Origin of the sequence: Bacillus sp. FSL K6-2971 (assembly GCF_038006405.1) — a bacterium.
GTDB lineage: Bacteria > Bacillota > Bacilli > Bacillales > Bacillaceae > Bacillus > Bacillus pumilus.
The window spans coordinates 1,133,033-1,151,419 of sequence record NZ_JBBOVD010000001.1; the positions used below are offsets into that span (position 1 = coordinate 1,133,033).

Consider the following 18,387-nt stretch of genomic DNA (forward strand, 5'->3'; position numbering starts at 1 on the left):
CCCGATAAATGGGGTTCTTTTTCATTAGCTTGAGAGCTGTGTCGGTTCAGGTACATCTTGTCCAGTCATTACGCGATGTCCTTTTTCAGGGTCATATTGCCCTTCCCATTTAGACATCACAACAGCTGCAAGTGCATTTCCTGTTAAGTTAACAACTGTTCGCGCCATATCCATGATACGATCCACACCTGCAATAAATGCAAGACCTTCAGCAGGTACACCAATCGTTCCTAATGTAGCGAGTAATACAACAAAGGACGTACCAGGAACGGCAGCCATTCCTTTTGATGTCACCATCAGCACAAGAACAAGTGTGAGCTGCTGGACGATCGTGAGGTCAATGCCATATACCTGTGCAAGGAAAAGCGCAGCAATCGCTTGATACAAGACGGAGCCGTCCAGGTTAAACGTATAACCGATTGGGATAACGAAAGAAACAATTCCCTTCGGACATCCAATGCGCTCCATTTTATCCATGACTCTTGGTAAAACTGTTTCAGAGCTGGATGTACTAAAAGCAAGAAGCATTTCGTCTTTCATGTAAGCAAGAAATCTGAAAATATTGACGCCAATCATCTTTCCAATAATTCCGAATACAACGATAAGGAAGAGAGCGAGCGCAAAATAAACAAGACCTACAAGCTTACCTAATGAAATAAGCGATTCAAGACCAAATTTTGATACAGTCACACCAATGAGTGCGAAGACACCAAATGGTGCAGCTTTCATCACGACGTTGACGACATGGAACATGGCGTGTGATACACCTTCAAAGAAGGCGAGCACTGGTTTGCCGCGTTCACCAATGGCAGAAACGCCAAGAGCAAATAGTACAGTGAAGAAAATAATCGCAAGCAAATCACCTTCCGCCAATGATTGGAAGAAGTTCGTTGGAACGATATGAAGGAACGTATCAGCAATTGATTTGCTGCTTTGCTCTTTTTCCGTTTCAACATACTGGCTAATATCTTGTTTTTCCGTATTTCCAAAGTCAACGCCTGCACCAGGTTGAACAAAGTTAGCAAGCACAAGACCAAGGATAATCGCAAATGTTGTGATAATTTCAAAATAAAGAATGGTTCTAAAACCAAGTTTCCCTACCTTTTTACCATCACCGGCACCTGCAACTCCTAAAATTAAGCTAGATACGACAATTGGTATAACAATCATCTTAATGAGTCTTAAGAAGAAGTCTCCAATTGGTTTTAAATAAGTCTCAACGCCTGGGTTACCGAAAAAGATTGCCCCAACAACGACACCGAGAATAAGACCGATTAGGATTTGTGTAGCTAATCCAAATTTTAATTTTTTCATAGATTTCCTCCCTAGCATATTCATTAAAGGAATATTCCCATCATATTAAGTTTTAATATATGAAATAAAGTATAACTAAAATTAAAGAGGTTCGTCCACGATTAAATTATATTAAGAAAATACAAAATTGTTTGAAAAAATGAACATTTAGAACCTCCTTTATTGATTCAAGTCAATAAAAAGTGTCTTCAGAACTAAAACTCATCAGATGAAAATACTAAAAAACCCTTTTAGGACAAGGGTTTTACCTTTTTACCTATTTTTCAGAAAAAATAAAAAGCACTTTTGACTCCAACTGACGACGGAGGAAAAAAGTGCTTTTTAATTCATTTTTTTACCTTATTTAAGATAACTTACTTGTGAGCATTCCTCACATTCATTACCGTAACACTCGTGTTGTTCCATTAAATCATTTCCACATTTTGTGCATTTTTTTGAGGGCAAATTTCTAAAAAACTCTGTGATTTTTCCTAGCATTTGTCATCCTCCAATACGTTTTGTTGCTATTATTGTATTATAACAGATTGATAATTGTCAATCTGTTTTGTAACAATAGGCAAGAAGAATGCTTTTTTCATGAAAAATGGGTATATTGTAAGAAGGGGATTTTTAGAAAAGGAGGGGAAAATGACGATGAGATTAACTGTCATTGGATGCTACGGAGGGTTTCCAGCCGCTGGTGAAGCGACGTCAGGGTATCTTTTTGAATCAGATGGCTTTCGTCTACTTGTAGACTGCGGAAGCGGTGTTCTTTCCAAACTGCAGCAATACATAGATATAGAAGAACTTGATGCTGTTCTCCTTTCTCATTATCACCACGATCATATTGCAGATATCGGACCACTCCAATATGCGAAGCTAGTGGGATATCATTTAGGAAAAAGCAGCGGTCCGCTTCCGGTCTATGGACATAAGGGTAATCAAGAAGCTTTTGGGCGGCTTGCGGATGATGTACATACTAAGGCAAAGGCTTATCAGCCAGAAGAGGGTATTCAAATTGGTCCATTTCAAATTGATTTTTTGAAAACGGTTCATCCAGCAGAATGCTATGCGATGAGAATTCAGGCAGAGGATGCTGTGGTGGTGTATACAGCAGACTCAAGTTATCAGGAGGCATTTGTCCCATTTAGCAAGGATGCAGATCTACTGATTGCTGAAAGCAATTTTTACGCTGGACAGGACGGATCGAGTGCAGGACATATGAATAGTACAGAGGTGGGCAAGCTTGCAATGGAAGCAAATGTTGGGGAACTTATCATCACCCACCTGCCCCATTTTGGTCGTCATAAAGACCTAGTCAATGAAGCACAGGCGTTATATACTGGCAATATGCAGCTTGCCCATTCAGGGCTTAGATGGAACAAGGAAGGAAGATAGAGATGCTGTTTATCGATAACGAACAACATTATGATCCAATGATTAATTTGGCAATTGAAGAATATTGCTTAAAATATTTAGACCCAGAAGAAACGTACTTGCTGTTCTATATTAACCAGCCGTCGATTATCATTGGAAAGAACCAAAATACAATAGAAGAAATCAACACAAAGTATGTCGAAGACAACGGCATCAAAGTTGTCCGCCGCCTGTCCGGTGGTGGCGCAGTTTATCATGACAAAGGAAACTTAAACTTCAGCTTTATCACAAAAGATGATGGGGACAGCTTCCATAATTTTAAAAAGTTTACGGAGCCAGTCATCCAGGCGCTTGAAAAGCTAGGCGTCAAGGCTGAATTAAGTGGCAGAAATGACATCATGGCAGATGGTCGGAAAATTTCTGGAAATGCCCAGTTCGCTACAAGAGGGCGCATTTTCAGCCATGGCACGCTGCTATTTGATTCAGAAATTGAACATGTTGTTTCGGCTTTAAATGTGAAAAAAGAAAAGATTGAATCTAAAGGCATTAAATCTATTAGAAGCAGGGTTGCCAATATTAGTGAATTAATGGATCAAAAGATGACAACAGAAGAATTTAGAAAAATTCTGTTAAGCTACATTTTCGATACGAATGGGGATGTCCCTCAATATCAGTTGACTGAGAAGGATTGGGAAAAGATTCACGAGATTTCTGGGGATCGATATCAAAAATGGGAATGGAACTACGGCCGTTCACCGAAATTTAATTTACAGCATTCTAAGAGATTCTCAGCAGGCTCCATTGATCTTCGATTAGAAGTGAAAAAAGGGATGATCCAGGACTGCAAGATCTTTGGTGATTTCTTTGGTGTAGGGGATATTGCTGATATTGAAAAAAGACTCATTGGGCAGCAATATGATCGCAAAACGATCAGTGACGTATTAGAAGATATGGACATGCGCCACTACTTTGGCAACGTATCAAAAGAGGATTTTCTTGATTTGATTTATTAAGAGGGACAAGCACGGCTAGAGATAGCGGTGCTTTTTTGATTGAAAGAAATGAAAGCGATTTACATTTGATCTTGTGGATTTTTTCGATTGTCTATTATAATAGAAAGGAGGAATGTTTGGCCATAAAATGAATGGCTATTCATTCATTGATGACATGTAAGGGGTGGGAGAATGGATTTGATCAAAAATCTAGAGCAGACGGCGATGACGAAGGGAGAAGATATCGCACTGATCTTTGAAGGAAATCAGTGGACCTATCGAGAGCTCATGACAAGTATCGAGCGCTTTGCAGATGGTTTAGTGAGCGAAGGGTTTCAAGCTGGGGATCATATCGCGCTTATTTTAGGAAATTCACCGCATTTTGTCATTTCTTTTTTTGGTGCCTTAAAGGCAGGGCTTGTCGTAGTACCAATCAATCCAACATACACGCCTAGTGAAATTGGCTATATGCTGATTACAGGTGATGTAAAAGGGATTGTTGCCCCTGAACAGCTACTGCCAGTGTACGAGCAGGTGTACGAACAGCTTCCGTCTATTGAACGGGTGATTATTTGTGCAGAAAATGAATCTGCGTGCAGATCAAGTTTTAAGGAAGTATCTGATCGACTTGTCTTCTTTGGAAAGCTTGTGTCTGGTCATGCGAAAGAAAGCGTACATCCTTCTATTCATCAGGACGATACGGCAGTTATTTTATTTACATCTGGCACGACAGGAAAACCAAAGGGTGCGATGCTGACTCATTTTAATCTGTATTCAAATGCCAGGGACGTTGCTGAGTACCTATCCATTGATGAAAAGGACAAGGTGATTGCCGCATTGCCGATGTTCCACGTATTTTGTTTAACGGTTTGTATGAATGCACCATTGATTCATGGCGCGACCATCTATGTTCTGCCGCATTTCAGCCCATCAGAGCTTTTGCGTATGATGGAAAAAGAGAAGCCAACGTTATTTGTTGGTGTTCCGACTATGTATAACTATTTGTACCGCCAGGAAGGGCATGAGAAAGCAATGTCCTCTGTGAGGATTTGTATATCAGGCGGTGCCTCAATGCCTGTTGCTTTACTTCACGGTTTTGAGAAAAAATTTGGTGTCACGGTGCTGGAGGGTTACGGATTATCAGAGGCTTCCCCAGTAACTGCATTCAATCCTCTTGATGGAAAAAGAAAACCCGGTTCAGTCGGGACCGACATTATGAATGTGAAAAATAAGATTGTGAATGAACTGGGAGAAGAAGTCGGTCCAAATGAAGTCGGAGAGCTCATAGCAAAAGGGCCAAACATTATGAAAGGCTATTATCAAATGCCAGAAGATACTGAAGTTGCACTAAGAGACGGGTGGCTGTACACCGGTGATTTAGCGAGAAGAGATGAAGAAGGATACATTTATATTGTCGATCGGAAAAAGGATATGATTCTCGTTGGCGGTTATAATGTGTATCCAAGAGAAGTAGAAGAAGTGCTTTATCAACATGAAGCTGTAGCAGAAGCCGTTGTCATCGGTGTGCCAGATCCAAACACCGGAGAGGCTGTCGTCTGTTACATTTCCCCTAAGAAACATGCTCACATCGATCAAGAAGACATCATCACACATTGTTCACGCTTTTTAGCGAAATATAAGCAGCCCCAAACGATCCATTTCATAGATGATATTCCAAAGAACACAACAGGTAAAATTTTAAGAAGAGCACTAAAGGAAAAGTATCAAGCAGAGGAAAGTAAATAAAAAAAAGGGAGTCTTTTATGAAGAGACTCCCTTAGTGTGTACAGGTTCTATCACGCTGATAAGAAGACAAAGGGATAAAATAAAATTTCAGCCCTTTTGAATGGCTTCTTTTAACTGTTTCTGAAAAGAATTAGACTGTTTTTGATTCAGCTCATAATAAGTCCCATCTACTAAAAAAACGACCTGCGAACGGTTTGTCAAAAGCTGAAAGGTGGTGCCGTTTGTTCGGCCGTACATCACCTTGGCAATATAATCTGGTTTCTTTAAATTTTTCTTGAGATGATTGCTTGTTTGTTTACCTTTGTTTAAATCTTCTATTAAATCTTCTGCTGTGTCCTTATCATCTATTTCATAAGAAATGGACTCTTTTTCAGATGAAAGGAGCAATTTTTCTGCTCGATTCTCATCAAAGATTTCGCTCGTCCGGCTGAATACATAAAAGAAGGTAATAAGTAAAAGTCCAAAGATTACAACTCCTGCAAGGATTTTCTTCATTTCGATCCTCCAACTCTCTATTTTATATGTAGCATCTCCGATTTTCGAGTAGCATAATCATTTTTTTCGTGAAAGCTTTTTCAGATAGGGCATGCTATGATGGAGCCACATGAGACAGGTTCTAAACAAAATAATGGATGATTAGAATAGAGAGAGGGATGGAAAGGAGGCTGACCTGTGCGAGTACGTAAATGGGTAGTTCTTGCAACGGTAGCATACATATTGTACGGTCTTTTTATTTATTCTTATTTGTTTCTATTTGGGGATGCATCAGTTCCTGACAGTGTAAAAGGAACAAGTGCAGATCCGCATACCTTTATGACAAGCCATGAGCTTGTCATCAGCGAGAATTTCTCGAGATTACGTAACTTGCTATTTTTCATGACAATTCCATTAGATTGGTATGTCTTTTTTCTTCTGCTCATTTCAGGGTTTTCACGAAAATTAGCAGACTGGAGCCTGGCAGCAGCTCGTTTCACATTTTTAAGTAAACTTGTATATGTGTTTGTGCTGTCGCTTTTGACAATGCTGATTTCACTTCCCATTAAGTGGATTGGTTATCAGCTGTCTTTGCACTACGGAGTATCTGCTCAAAGTACGGCAAGCTGGTTTAAAGATCAAATTCTAGATTTTTGGATTCAATATCCGCTTCTTGCCCTATGTGCCATTGTATTCTTTTGGCTTATTCAAAAAAGAAGAAAGCGTTGGTGGCTGTATGCCTGGTGTTTGACAGTTCCATTCACGCTATTTCTCTTCTTTATACAGCCGGTCGTCATTGATCCGTTATATAACAATTTTTATCCACTAAAGAATCAAGCTCTTGAGAACAAGATCTTAACACTTGCAGACAAAGCTCATATCCCAGCAGATCATGTATATGAGGTCAATATGTCTGAGAAAACGAACACGATGAATGCTTATGTCACAGGGATTGGTGAAAATAAGCGTATTGTGTTATGGGATACGACATTGCAAAAGCTGAAAGATCGCGAAATTTTATTTATCATGGCACATGAAATGGGACATTACGTCATGAAGCATGTCTATATAGGATTAGCAGGATATCTAGTGCTGTCACTTGCGGGATTTTTTGCGATTGACCGTCTCTATTTTTATTTCTATCGTAAGAGAGCAGTTCTATTTCGGCTGAGGGATCCGCGCGACATCGCTGCTCTTCCGCTTCTTCTCATTATTGTATCGATGCTGTCATTTGCAGCATCACCTTTTACAAATGCAGTTTCAAGACATCAAGAACGTGCAGCTGATGAGTATGCGGTAAACCTGACAAAAGACGGAGAGGCAGGGGTGACGTCTTTTCAAAAGCTTGCAAAATCAGGGCTGTCTCAGGTGAATCCACCACTTTTAGTGAAGGTCTTCCGCTACGGGCACCCAACTATGATGGAGAGAATCATGGAAATGGAAAAAGCAGCGGAAAAAGAGGAAACGTCGAGGAAGCAATAAATAAAAAATCCGGCTGCATCAGCCGGATTTTATTTATTAGTTAGAAGCCGCTTGAACGTTGATTAACCCTTTTCCGTAATAGAAGGAGTTACCAAGCGGTGTTGCCGTGTTTTCTAAGCGCTGGCGAACCTGAGAAGTTGATAGATTCGGGTACTTAGAAAGGATAAGCGCTGCTGCTCCTGCTACATGAGGAGACGCCATAGACGTTCCAGTATAAGATGTGTATCCACTGCTTGGTACTGTACTTAAAATAGAAGTACCAGGTGCAGAAACATCTAATTCAGGACCTGCGCTGGAAGACGAATTTCTGACATTGCTGCTGTTTACATTGGCAACGGCAATGGTAGAATCATATTTTGCTGGATAGCCAACTGTACTTGTAGAGCCAGTTGAACCTGAGTTACCTGCAGCCGCCACAACAACGACTCCGCGGTTATTCGCTGTATCAACGGCATTTTTAAGCGCTGTTGAACCGTTCGGTCCGCCTAAGCTCATGTTGATGACATCCATATTATTGGCTACTGCCCATTCAATACCGCTAATGATCCAGCTATATTGTCCGTCGCCATAACGGTCTAATACTTTAACAGCATATAGGGAAGCACTTGGAGCGACCCCAAGAACACCAATTGTGTTATCAAGGGCAGCGATAGTTCCGGCTACGTGAGTTCCATGTGATTGAAAGTCTTGGGTGGCATTTGGTTCTGAAGGGACGAAGCTGGCACCGCCTGCAACATTTAAATCAGGGTGTGCAGCGTGGATGCCCGTATCAAGGACAGCTACTTTGACATTAGCACCTTTATAACCTTGAGCGTGTACAGCTGGAGCTTTGATTTGAGGGATTCCATAAGGGACGGTTTGTGCATATGCTTCTGCTTTGTGGTCTTCTTCTACGTAAGCAATGCTAGGGTCATGTTCAAGTTTTTTTGCGGCTTGTTCGGACATCTTTACTTGTGCGGCATTAATGAGACGATATTGCTTTTCAAGTTTTCCACCATTTTGAGTGACGGCTTGTTTCTTAGAGCTGTTTGTAGTGGCAGAGGCTTTAAAGCCAACAATATAGCTCTTTTCACTATCTGACTTTGAGACCGTCTCGGCATTTGCCATGGAGCCTCCAAACCCTGCTGAAAACAAAAGAGGGACAGCCAATAAAACACTTGTCATCACATTTTTCTTTTTCACGCACAATCCACATCCCTTTTTTCTTATTTCAGAATAATCATCCGTAGTCGATAAGAATGATCCGTTTGACTATTCTGTATATTCAGTTTAAGGGAAGTAGGCAAATAAGAGTAGACCTGAATTTTTGTGAAAGTCCTAGCGAAAAGTGGGGAATTAAGTCACTTGGAAATGATGGTAAAATATGTTTATTCTACTATTTCAACGGTTATCTATTAAAAAGGAAGTGTGCTTTTTTTCTTATGATCCATTTTCGGAGAAATATTCGATACCCGAAAAGCCTTAAAATAGGTAGAAACGTCTAGCATCTATTTCGAATTTCGATATAAAAAAATACTATTTTATCATTGTTTTTGTCATTTAAAAAGAACCTGTTTATATAACAGGTTCTCAGATTTTAGCCCTTTGTCTTCTTTTCAGCGTGATAGAAAACCTTTGCAGTCTAGGAAGGACGAGCACTGGCGCGGAGCAAATTTGCAATTCGTGAGCACCAGCGCACAGGACTGACAACGAATGCGAGGGTTTGTCTACACGCTTAAAGAACCTGTTTACATAACAGGTTCTTTAAGTAGGAGAGGATTGAGTTAAATGGCTGACCACGTTGTAATCAAGCACCTTCCATTTACCATCTTTGCATTCCATATAATTTAAGCAAGCATTGACGAGCCTCGTGTTCTCAAGACCAAGATGTTCACCCGCTATGGTGGTGAGTAAAGCATGGATGGCAGCGCCGTGTGCCACGATCAGGACTTGTTGATTCGGATAGGCTGCTCTAACTTTCTCAATGCCTTCTACCATTCGATCTTGAATTGTCTCAAGCGGCTCCATATTTGGATACTGTTTATCTGGAAAAAGCTTTTGGCGCTCCTCAAATGACATGCCTTCAGCATCGCCATAATCACGCTCAATGAAATCATCCATGATGACAAGAGGCGCATCTACATGTTTTAAAATCAAGTGTGCTGTTTCTTTTGCCCTTGTGAGTGGACTGGAAATGACAACATCCCAACGGGCATTCTTCAAATAAAGGCCAGTTTGTTCAGCCTGCCATTTACCAGTATCATTTAAAGGGATATCTGTTCGTCCTTGAATTCGTTTCGCTGCATTCCAATCTGTTTCCCCGTGTCTGACTAGGCAAATTGTTGTCAATTAAATCCCGCCTTTTCTATCTTTTCTTCTATTATACTAAAGCAGAAGAAAAAAGACTGGATCAGCGATTTGTGAGACTTGTTAAGGATTCGACTGAGCTGGCAACTTGGGACACCGTTTGTTTGACTTCCTTCAATTCGTTCAGGAAGGTTTGAAGGTCTATTTCAATTTTTCCATTTTGATTTTTGCTTAAGTTCATGCTGCTGACGATATCATCGAAGAGCGAATTGATTTGAGTCATTTTTTCTTTACTATCTGTCACGAGTAAATTCACGTCCCCAATGTGCTGAGACACAATGGAGATTTGTGAATTGGTATTGTTGACGAGTTCAGATACGGTTGAAACCGTTTTCTTTGTGTCCTCTGATAATTTACGAACCTCGTTTGCGACGACAGCAAAGCCTTTTCCGTGTTCGCCTGCTCGTGCAGATTCGATGGAAGCATTTAAAGATAACAAGTTCGTCTGCTCTGCAATGCCTGTGACAATCCCAAAGATTTGTTCAATCTGTTTGGCGATTTCTTCTAAACGTTTAATTTCTGTTTCAATCTTTGTCATGCTGCCATCAATTTGGTTCATTTGTGTTTGTTGAATCTCTAATTCTTTTTTTCCGCCAATCGATTTTTCCTCGACCTGTGCTGAAATTTGCGTTCCAGCTTGCGACATGTCCGCCATCTCATCAGATTTTGATACAAGCTTGTCCACTGCATTCGTTGTGTTTGAGAAGAGAGATGCAAGCGAATTTGATGTTTCTGTGATTTTTGTATGGAGCTCCTGCTGCTGCTGTTCTGCTTCATCACGAATTTTAGAATATTCATTTTGGAATGTATCAAGGACAAGCTGCTGCTCTAAATTTAAGATTTTCGTCGTCGCTTTGACTGCTGTCTGATATTCTTTGAAATCTTGGATATGCTGAGCAAATAAATCCATAATTGATAGCAGAAGGTCCTGGAATGCTGCCATATACCACTTAGGCTGGAGGCCAATCCGTAAATGAACTTGCGCAATTTTAATTCGTTTTGCCACATAGGCTTCATCAACCACACCTGCAAACATTTCACTAATATGAATGCGGAGTGTTTTTTTCAAACGCTCGACAGAACTATTATCCTGAATGATATGCATCAAGGAAGACTCGACTTCTAAATTTTTATAAAATTTATCAACGATACGTGCAATATCCTCCTGAACAATTGGATTGAGCTGTTTTAGAATCAATAGGTCATGCTGCGTCAGGTCTATCATTTTGATTTGTTTCGCGATATCCGTATTGTCAGAAAAGTTGATACGTTTTATCCCATCATTCTGCTGTGTGAAAAAAGCAGTGTTTTTTCTTTTCGTCTCTTTTTTAAATAACAATGTTTTTGTCCCCCTATAATCATCACAAATTATCAGACTTTATATTATCTATCGGATAATATTGGATTTTTTAAAGGGAATCAGTAAAATTTTACTGTTCTTTATAAGACCTTTTTAGTGGTTTCTTTGCTGGGCCTTCTACTACCTCTCCAGTAATGGAGAAACGTGAACCGTGACACGGGCAATCCCAAGTGCGGTCACTATTATTCCAAGCGACTTCACAGCCTAGGTGAGTACACGTTGTATCGACAAGAAAGATGTTCCCGTCCTCTGATTTAAAGGCGCCACATTTTTTATGTTCATAAGAGACAATGCCGCCTTCTCCTGGCTTTAAATCATCAATGGTTTGATCGGTTCGTTTTAATTTACCACTGATCAGCTTGGCAGCGACATTGCTGTTTTCTTTAACGAAATCTTTGACGAAAGAATCAGAAACAGGTCTTGATGGCGTAAAAATGGATTCGTATGGATTCGATTTTCCTTCAATCAAATCACCGATAAGAGTAGCTGCGACATGGCTTGTCGTCATGCCCCATTTTCTAAAACCGGTCGCAACAAAGATATTTTGATGGTGCTTGGTTATGCGGCCAATGTAAGGGATTTGATCCATTGTGACCATATCGTGTGTAGACCAGCGATACAGCACCTCTTCAATTCCAAGGGTAGCGTCTCCAAACCTTTCTAGTCCTTCATTGTGAGCAGATTCATCCCCGCCTTGTCCAGTTTTATGACCTTCTCCTCCGATGAGAACCACTTCCTCACCATGCCATTCTGCCGTTCTTAAAGAATGAGCAGGCTGGTCGATCCCTAAGTACATTCCATCTGGGAGCGGCTTCGTTGTTTTGGCTGCTACCACATAAGATTGCTCTGGGTGAATGCGCGTGAAATAAAGTCCTTTTCCATCATAAAAAGGAAAGTGCGAACAGGAAATGATATAGCGGCCTGTCAGGTGATGGTCGTCTTTTGTGACGACAGCAGGGCGGTTTCCTTCTTTCACGTCAACAGCAGTTGTCTGTTCATAAATACGTACACCTCGCTCTAGGAGCTGGTCAATGAGTGCATTGAGATAATGAAGGGGATGGAACTGTGCCTGCTGCGTCATTGCTAGGGCAGCCTTGATGTCAGCATCAAAAGGAAGCGCTGTTTTCCATTCTCGATCAATCCCAAGCTGTTTGTAGGCATCTAATTCCTTTTTTAATTTTTTTACACCGCTTTCTTCCTTTGTATAGAGGTACGCATCTTTGACTTCTAGCTGACAATCAATGTCGTACTTTTTGACACGAGCTTGAATCAGCTCTTTTGCTTTCTCATTTGCTTCTACATACAAACGGGCTTTGGGCATACCAATTTGCTGGATCAGCTCATAGTAGTACACATCGTGCTGTGAGGTAATCTTAGCTGTCGTATGTCCGGTCGTACCTTGCAGCAGTTGATCAGCATCAATGATGATGACATCCAGCCCGCGTTCTGTCATTTCAAACGCGGTAGCGATACCGGTAATACCACCGCCAACAATGATGACATCTGCTGTGAGATCCTCATCTACTGCAGGAAAAGAATGCTTTTGACTATCCGCTATCCATAATGATTTTGCCTGTTCCAATCCTTTATGTTCTTGTTCCATACTGTCGCCTCCAGTTAGTGACTTGTTGTGTATAATTTTTCCACAATGAAGAAAATCATACATTTGAAAGGAAACTAGACTGGCATACATAAAAAAATAGCTAACACATAAAAATAAACAAGATAAAAGGAAGGAGTGGTCAGACGTGTCAACAAAGCAGCCGAAGAAAACATTGCCGCCTCAGCATCAAAGTGAGCGTCCAGGTCTTGAATATAAAATGAATCCAAGGCCTGTTTTTGATCGAGAGATGCCGGATAAAAAGTTAGCAAGGAAAACAGCTATTGTGACAGGTGGAGACAGCGGGATCGGAAGAGCAGTCTCGGTCTTATTTGCGAAGGAAGGCGCCAATGTCGCCATTGTTTACTTGAGTGAACACCGCGATGCAGAGGAAACGAAGGACTATATTGAAAAGGCGGGAGGCCGCGCCATTTTAATTGCAGGTGATTTAGGAGATGAGTCGTTTTCAAACGAGGTCGTCAAAAAAACGAAGGATGCTTTCGGTTCCATTGATATTTTGGTGAACAATGCCGGGGAACAGCATCCGCAAAAAAGCATTGAACAGATTACCTCACATCAGCTTCTTCGAACATTTCAAACGAATATTTTTGCCATGTTTTACTTAACAAAAGCGGTACTTCCTCATTTAAAGAAAGGAAGCAGTATCATTAATACCACATCTGTCACAGCCTATAAAGGTCATGAAACCTTGATCGACTATTCATCTACAAAAGGGGCAGTCGTGACATTTACGAGATCATTATCTTTATCGCTCATTAAGCAAGGGATTAGAGTGAATGGGGTAGCCCCAGGACCCATTTGGACACCGCTCATTCCATCGACCTTTACGGAAAAGGAAGTCTCTGAATTTGGCGGAGATGTTCCAATGGAGCGTCCTGGTGAGCCAGTAGAGCTTGCACCGAGTTATTTATTTTTAGCGAGCGAAGACTCCTCTTATATAAATGGACAAATCCTGCATGTAAATGGCGGAACCATTTTAAATGGATAAACAAAAAACTTGCGGTAAAGAGACGAGTTGCTTCCCTCTTTGCCGCAAGTAAAATCATCATGATTAATGTAAGCAGTGTTCTGCATATTGAGCTGACAGGTCGTTGAATCGTTTTTCATCGCGCTGATCCAGTGCCTTATCAATCTCTTCTCTAAGGAAGGTTAAGCGCTGTTTATAAAGCGCCTCATCTAAAACCATTTGAATATAGATGTCTAAAATCGTCACGCCGTTTTCTTCGGTTTTTTGGGTGTTGCGGGACTTCATGAGCTCAGCATACGTTTTTTTCTCTTTCATAAAGAATCCCCCCGATGCCTTTTTTATAGTATATGGATTGGCGGAGAAAAAATCAACAAGAATTTATAATTTTTAGACAATTTATTTTTGAGCGAAATCGACATCTCTTGTCCGATCGACACAATGTGATATATCTTTAAAAAAGGCTTTTCGATAGATCGAATGGACTAAATAATACGATAAAAAAATGATTTTTAATAAATTTTGAAAAAATCCTGTCGTTTCTTATATGTTGGTGATAGATTAATAGTATCTAAAATAACCAAAAATTAACACAGGAGGAAATGAAGTGTCAGGAATTAGTGAAACACCTTTAGATTCATACGTCATTAATCAAACAACAATGGCGATCCTTCCGGTTGAAGAAGGAAAAAGAGTATATTCAAAAGTCATAGAAAGAGAGACAAGCTTTTACGTTGAATTAAAGCCCCTGCAAATTATTGAACGCAGCTGCCGATTCTTCGGCTCAAGCTATGCAGGCAGAAAAGCGGGAACATATGAAGTAACAGGAATTTCTCACAAGCCTCCCATTGTGATTGACTCATCCAATCATCTGTATTTCTTCCCAACCTATTCATCCAACCGTCCTCAGTGCGGTTGGATCTCCCACAAATACATTCATACCTTCCAGGAATCATCCCTCGGAGACACGGTGGTCATCTTTACAAATGAGCAAACCGTCAAACTCGATGTCTCATATAAGTCATTTGAGAGTCAGGTGCACAGAACAGCGTATCTCCGAACGAAATTTCAAGATCGCCTTGATGGTGGTCTTCCTAAAAAACAAGAATTTATGCTGTATCCAAAGGAACAACAGCTCAACCTTGTATATGATTTTATATTAAGGGAGCTTCGGAACAGATATTAACTAAAACCAGCGGCAGCACAGCCGCTGGACTCCTTATGAAGCGAGGGTTTAGCATATCAAAAACATTGATAATTATATAAAAAATTATATAATTTAATTGAAATGTATAGATTTTTATGTAATGTGCAGCAGTGAAAGGGGATATGATGATGAGTTATGATGAACTAGATACACCGGCGCTATTAATTGATAAACAGGTGATGATGGAGAATCTAGCTGCTATGCAGCAATATGCGGACCGTCAGCAAGTCAAACTGCGTCCTCATACGAAAACACATAAAACACCTAGTCTTGCAAAGGTGCAGGAGGAGATGGGCGCATCTGGCTTAACTGTAGCGAAAGTAGGGGAAGCGGAAGTGATGGCAGCGCATGGGCTAACAGATATCTTTATCGCCAATCAAATTGTAGGTGAGACAAAGCTGAAGCGAATTCGAAAGCTGGCAGAGTCGATACACATTTCATTTGGAATAGATTGTGTAGAGCATGTGTTTCAAATTGAAGATGTCTTTCGTGGAGCAGAGAAAAAAGCGGAGGTTTTAATTGAGATAGAGGTTGGAGAAGAGAGGTCTGGTGTCATTGAAGAGAATGATTTCCGTCAAATCTTGCAGGGGATAAAAACATGTGACTTCGTTCATTTAAAGGGGATTTTTTCTCATGATGGTCATACATACAAGGCGGAAAGTAAAGCGCATTGTCAAACATTATATGAAGACGCTGTGTATCGAACGCTTCGGTTTGCACAGATTGCAAAAGAATCAGGCATGCTGCTAGAGGTAGTGAGCATAGGATCAACACCGCCGTTCTTATTTCAATTTGATATTCCCAAGGGAGTGACCGAAATCAGACCAGGTACTTACATCTTCATGGATGCCTCTCAGTCCAATGTGATCGGCACTTTTTCACATTGCGCAGCAGCTGTCCTGACGACGGTGATTAGTAAGCCAACAAAGACTCGTGTCATAACAGATGTTGGAGCCAAAGGGCTCACGGCTCAAACCCGTACAAAAGGGCTGACGAAAACAAAGGGACTAGGTAAGGTAAAAGACTTTGATGATGTATTTGTTTCCAGTGTATTTGATGAGCATGCCATCATTTATCACGAAGGCTTCCGTCAGACTGTCCAGATCGGTGAGAAGGTGCAAATCATTCCAAATCATATTTGTCCCGCTGTCAATCTCCATGAAAAAGCCTATCTCATCCAAGATGGTGAAGTAGTCGAAGAGCTTGACATTGCTTGTAAAGGTAAACTTCAATAAATCAACAGGACAAGGCGACTTCGTTGGGGCATCATTATGATGACACGACAACATCCACCATGCACATGAATTTGTTGAAACCAAATCCATATATCCAGTCGTCTATTGAGTGTGTGTCGGTAGACTGTCCACCAAATGACAGAGAAATGTGGATCCTTAGACGTATTTTTAAGCAATTATTCATAAATCACAGAAGTGACACGAGCCGTCTGTTACAATAAAAGAAATCATTTCTTGCAAAGTGTTCGTATGTGGTAAAGGATCCTCCTATTTTGACCGATATGAACGAATGGGAATAAGAAATGGAGGCTCTGTATGAAAAAACAATCGCAATTGCTGCTGTTATTCACCTTGACAGTGACCTTACTAGCAGCCTGTCAGCAAGCAGGTCAATCGCCTTCAAAACAAGACACAAAAGCAGCTGCGTATGAACAGTGGGTTCAGCGTTATATGGATGAGTTAAATGAAGCTTATGAAAACATGACCGACCAATTTATTTCAGATGGACAGGGAAAGATCCAAGCAAATAAAAAATTGAAAAAGGCGACGAAAGCCTTTGATCGTGTGATTCAAAAGGGGCTTGCTCATCAAGAAGTTCCAGCCGCTTATCAAAAGGCAGATGAACAATTAAAGACAGGTCTTCATTCATTTGAAAAAGGAATTGGTCAGGTGGAGCAGCTATTAAAGCGTCCAGATCAAGAAAAGCTGTTTATTTCCGCTACTCATCATCTCCAAGATGGATTGCAGAGGGCAGCTGCATTTATTGAAGAAGTAGGCCGCATTCAGCAATCAACATAAAAAAACTTGGAAGGCGGCGGACTTCCAGGCTTTTTTTACATATAAAGTATTTGCTTTAAGCGCTGCACACCATCTTGAATCATGTTTTCGTCCGTACAAGCAAAGCCTAGCAGTAATCCTTTTCGATTGCTCTCAAAACAATAAGGACTTAATGGATAAATGCCAATACCTGCTGCTTTTGCTGCTTCAATACTGCCTTTTTCGTCAAAGTCTAGCGCTCCTTCCAAAAAGACATGAAGACCGGTATCTGTTCCATAAATATGAAAGTGCTTGTCAAATTGTTGTGTCAAAAGGGCATCCATCATGGCAGCCTGTCTTTTTTTATATAGCTGTCTCATTCGCCTGACATAACGCGTAAATTCTCCTTCTCTGAAAAAAGAGGCGAGTGTGATCTGTTCCATAATGGGCAGCTGTCTTTGAATGAGTGATTGCAAGGAAGCGATTTCTTTTATGATCGCTTTGGAGCCGATAATGGCAGCAAGGCGGATGCCGGGTGCCAGTACTTTGGAGAAGCTTAAGATATAAATCACATGGTCGGGTGCTTCTGAAAATAATGAAGGAAGCGGTCCGCCATGATAACGATAATCTCCATCAAAATCATCCTCTAGTATATAAGACTGATGGCTGACGGCAAATTTCAGCAGCTGCTGCCTTCTGTTGACGCTCATACATACACCGGTTGGACGCTGATGGGAGGGCGTCACCGCAATCAGCTTTGTTCGCCGTGGCAATGTATTCACCATCATTCCTTCTTCATCGACGGGCGCGGGATAAATGTTCATTTCACGATGCATAAAGGAAAGCCTTGCTCCAGGAAAGCCTGGATCTTCAACAGCTACTGTATCGCCTTTTTTAAGCAATACCTGTGAAATCAAATCAATGGCTTGCTGCGTGCCTCCTGTTAACACGATTTGATCCTCTTCTACATCGATACCTCGTTCTACAGATAAGTATTGGCGTATTTCTGAACGTACTTCCCATAAACCATGCGGGGAGGAATAGCCCCAATCTTTCATCTCTAATCGCTGTAAAGCTTTCATGAGCGAGCGTTTCCATATGTTTTGGAAATGTTCATCGATGGCTGGTTCCTGATGACGAAAATCAATATCAAGCTTTTCATGAAATTGATTGGCCGACAGCCAGTGGTTCATTTGTTTCTCCGCCTCTTGAAAGTGTGGTCTTATTGGAAGAGGAAAAGGAGGCTCACCTTGATGGGGAGCGGAGGCTGCATAGTGGTCACTCGAAATAACCTTCGTACCGCCTCTTCTAGATGTGCTGACATATCCTCTTGCCAGCAGTTCATCATAAGCAAGCTGTATAGTTGATCTTGATACATTGAGCTCCTGTGCTAATACGCGTGTCGGTGTTAACTGATCATCAGGATTCAGTTTTTTGGAATGAATTTGTTGAATGATCCCAGTCACGATTTGCTGCCAGAGCGGGGTAGTACTTGAGCGGTCTAAATAAATATACATCGGGCACCTTCTCTCAT

Annotated in this window: 17 protein-coding genes and 1 pseudogene; 8 read left to right on the top strand and 10 right to left on the bottom strand. The window is 41.0% G+C overall.

Going from position 1 to position 18,387, the window contains the following annotated elements; all coding sequences use genetic code 11:
- Window positions 1-24: 24 nt before the first annotated feature.
- Both MHI33_RS05645 and yhfH read right to left on the bottom strand, forming a co-directional pair.
- A complete protein-coding gene (locus MHI33_RS05645; protein ID WP_044140699.1) occupies window positions 25-1,314 on the bottom strand; it encodes a cation:dicarboxylate symporter family transporter in 1,290 nt (429 codons plus the stop codon).
- Between the two features lie 339 nt (window positions 1,315-1,653).
- Window positions 1,654-1,791 carry a protein YhfH gene (gene yhfH, locus MHI33_RS05650; RefSeq protein WP_008359029.1) on the bottom strand — a complete coding sequence of 46 codons (138 nt, stop codon included), beginning with the start codon at window positions 1,789-1,791 and terminating at the stop codon, window positions 1,654-1,656.
- 156 nt (window positions 1,792-1,947) lie between these two features.
- On the opposite strand from yhfH, the gene MHI33_RS05655 reads away from it, so the two are divergent.
- From MHI33_RS05655 to MHI33_RS05665, 3 genes are all read left to right on the top strand, one after another.
- The gene (locus MHI33_RS05655; protein ID WP_065098967.1) at window positions 1,948-2,691 is read left to right on the top strand and encodes an MBL fold metallo-hydrolase; all 744 of its coding nucleotides are present in this window, start codon (window positions 1,948-1,950) and stop codon (window positions 2,689-2,691) included.
- A 2-nt stretch (window positions 2,692-2,693) separates the two neighbouring features.
- Complete coding sequence (locus MHI33_RS05660) at window positions 2,694-3,683, top strand: lipoate--protein ligase (RefSeq protein WP_185107601.1); 990 nt, start codon at window positions 2,694-2,696, stop codon at window positions 3,681-3,683.
- Between the two features lie 171 nt (window positions 3,684-3,854).
- On the top strand, window positions 3,855-5,408 hold the full coding sequence (locus MHI33_RS05665; protein ID WP_106067174.1) for a fatty acid--CoA ligase family protein: 1,554 nt from the start codon (window positions 3,855-3,857) through the stop codon (window positions 5,406-5,408).
- Between the two features lie 87 nt (window positions 5,409-5,495).
- Here MHI33_RS05665 and MHI33_RS05670 read toward each other — a convergent pair whose 3' ends face one another.
- Window positions 5,496-5,903, bottom strand: a complete 408-nt coding sequence (locus MHI33_RS05670; RefSeq protein WP_340909767.1) for a sporulation protein — start codon at window positions 5,901-5,903, stop codon at window positions 5,496-5,498.
- 177 nt (window positions 5,904-6,080) lie between these two features.
- On the opposite strand from MHI33_RS05670, the gene MHI33_RS05675 reads away from it, so the two are divergent.
- On the top strand, window positions 6,081-7,364 hold the full coding sequence (locus MHI33_RS05675) for a M48 family metallopeptidase (protein WP_113768381.1): 1,284 nt from the start codon (window positions 6,081-6,083) through the stop codon (window positions 7,362-7,364).
- Window positions 7,365-7,400: 36 nt separating this feature from the next.
- Here the strand turns inward: MHI33_RS05675 and MHI33_RS05680 are convergent, their stop codons facing one another.
- The 5 genes and pseudogenes from MHI33_RS05680 to MHI33_RS05695 form a co-directional block, all read right to left on the bottom strand.
- Window positions 7,401-8,546, bottom strand: a complete 1,146-nt coding sequence (locus MHI33_RS05680; RefSeq protein WP_044140726.1) for a serine alkaline protease SapB — start codon at window positions 8,544-8,546, stop codon at window positions 7,401-7,403.
- Between the two features lie 561 nt (window positions 8,547-9,107).
- Window positions 9,108-9,692 (bottom strand): histidine phosphatase family protein, encoded by a 585-nt coding sequence (locus MHI33_RS05685; protein WP_340909772.1) that lies wholly within the window; start codon window positions 9,690-9,692, stop codon window positions 9,108-9,110.
- 61 nt (window positions 9,693-9,753) lie between these two features.
- The gene (locus MHI33_RS22005; RefSeq protein ID WP_404841025.1) at window positions 9,754-10,365 is read right to left on the bottom strand and encodes a methyl-accepting chemotaxis protein; all 612 of its coding nucleotides are present in this window, start codon (window positions 10,363-10,365) and stop codon (window positions 9,754-9,756) included.
- A 144-nt stretch (window positions 10,366-10,509) separates the two neighbouring features.
- Window positions 10,510-11,049 (bottom strand): annotated as a pseudogene (locus MHI33_RS22010) (protoglobin family protein); the annotation flags it as partial.
- Between the two features lie 91 nt (window positions 11,050-11,140).
- Window positions 11,141-12,673 (bottom strand): FAD-dependent oxidoreductase, encoded by a 1,533-nt coding sequence (locus tag MHI33_RS05695; protein WP_340909776.1) that lies wholly within the window; start codon window positions 12,671-12,673, stop codon window positions 11,141-11,143.
- A 145-nt stretch (window positions 12,674-12,818) separates the two neighbouring features.
- On the opposite strand from MHI33_RS05695, the gene MHI33_RS05700 reads away from it, so the two are divergent.
- Window positions 12,819-13,679, top strand: a complete 861-nt coding sequence (locus MHI33_RS05700; protein ID WP_340909778.1) for an SDR family oxidoreductase — start codon at window positions 12,819-12,821, stop codon at window positions 13,677-13,679.
- A 63-nt stretch (window positions 13,680-13,742) separates the two neighbouring features.
- Here MHI33_RS05700 and MHI33_RS05705 read toward each other — a convergent pair whose 3' ends face one another.
- Window positions 13,743-13,973 (bottom strand): IDEAL domain-containing protein, encoded by a 231-nt coding sequence (locus tag MHI33_RS05705; RefSeq protein ID WP_003210924.1) that lies wholly within the window; start codon window positions 13,971-13,973, stop codon window positions 13,743-13,745.
- Window positions 13,974-14,262: 289 nt separating this feature from the next.
- Here MHI33_RS05705 and MHI33_RS05710 point away from each other — a divergent pair, with 289 nt between their 5' ends.
- From MHI33_RS05710 to MHI33_RS05720, 3 genes are all read left to right on the top strand, one after another.
- Window positions 14,263-14,841: a competence protein ComK gene (locus MHI33_RS05710; RefSeq protein ID WP_003212419.1), complete on the top strand. Its 579-nt coding sequence runs from the start codon at window positions 14,263-14,265 to the stop codon at window positions 14,839-14,841.
- Window positions 14,842-14,990: 149 nt separating this feature from the next.
- On the top strand, window positions 14,991-16,097 hold the full coding sequence (locus MHI33_RS05715) for a D-TA family PLP-dependent enzyme (RefSeq protein WP_340909780.1): 1,107 nt from the start codon (window positions 14,991-14,993) through the stop codon (window positions 16,095-16,097).
- Window positions 16,098-16,412: 315 nt separating this feature from the next.
- Window positions 16,413-16,895: a hypothetical protein gene (locus MHI33_RS05720; RefSeq protein WP_340909782.1), complete on the top strand. Its 483-nt coding sequence runs from the start codon at window positions 16,413-16,415 to the stop codon at window positions 16,893-16,895.
- A gap of 35 nt (window positions 16,896-16,930) precedes the next feature.
- Here the strand turns inward: MHI33_RS05720 and pdxR are convergent, their stop codons facing one another.
- Complete coding sequence (pdxR, locus tag MHI33_RS05725; protein WP_340909784.1) at window positions 16,931-18,370, bottom strand: MocR-like pyridoxine biosynthesis transcription factor PdxR; 1,440 nt, start codon at window positions 18,368-18,370, stop codon at window positions 16,931-16,933.
- Between the last annotated feature and the right edge of the window lie 17 nt (window positions 18,371-18,387).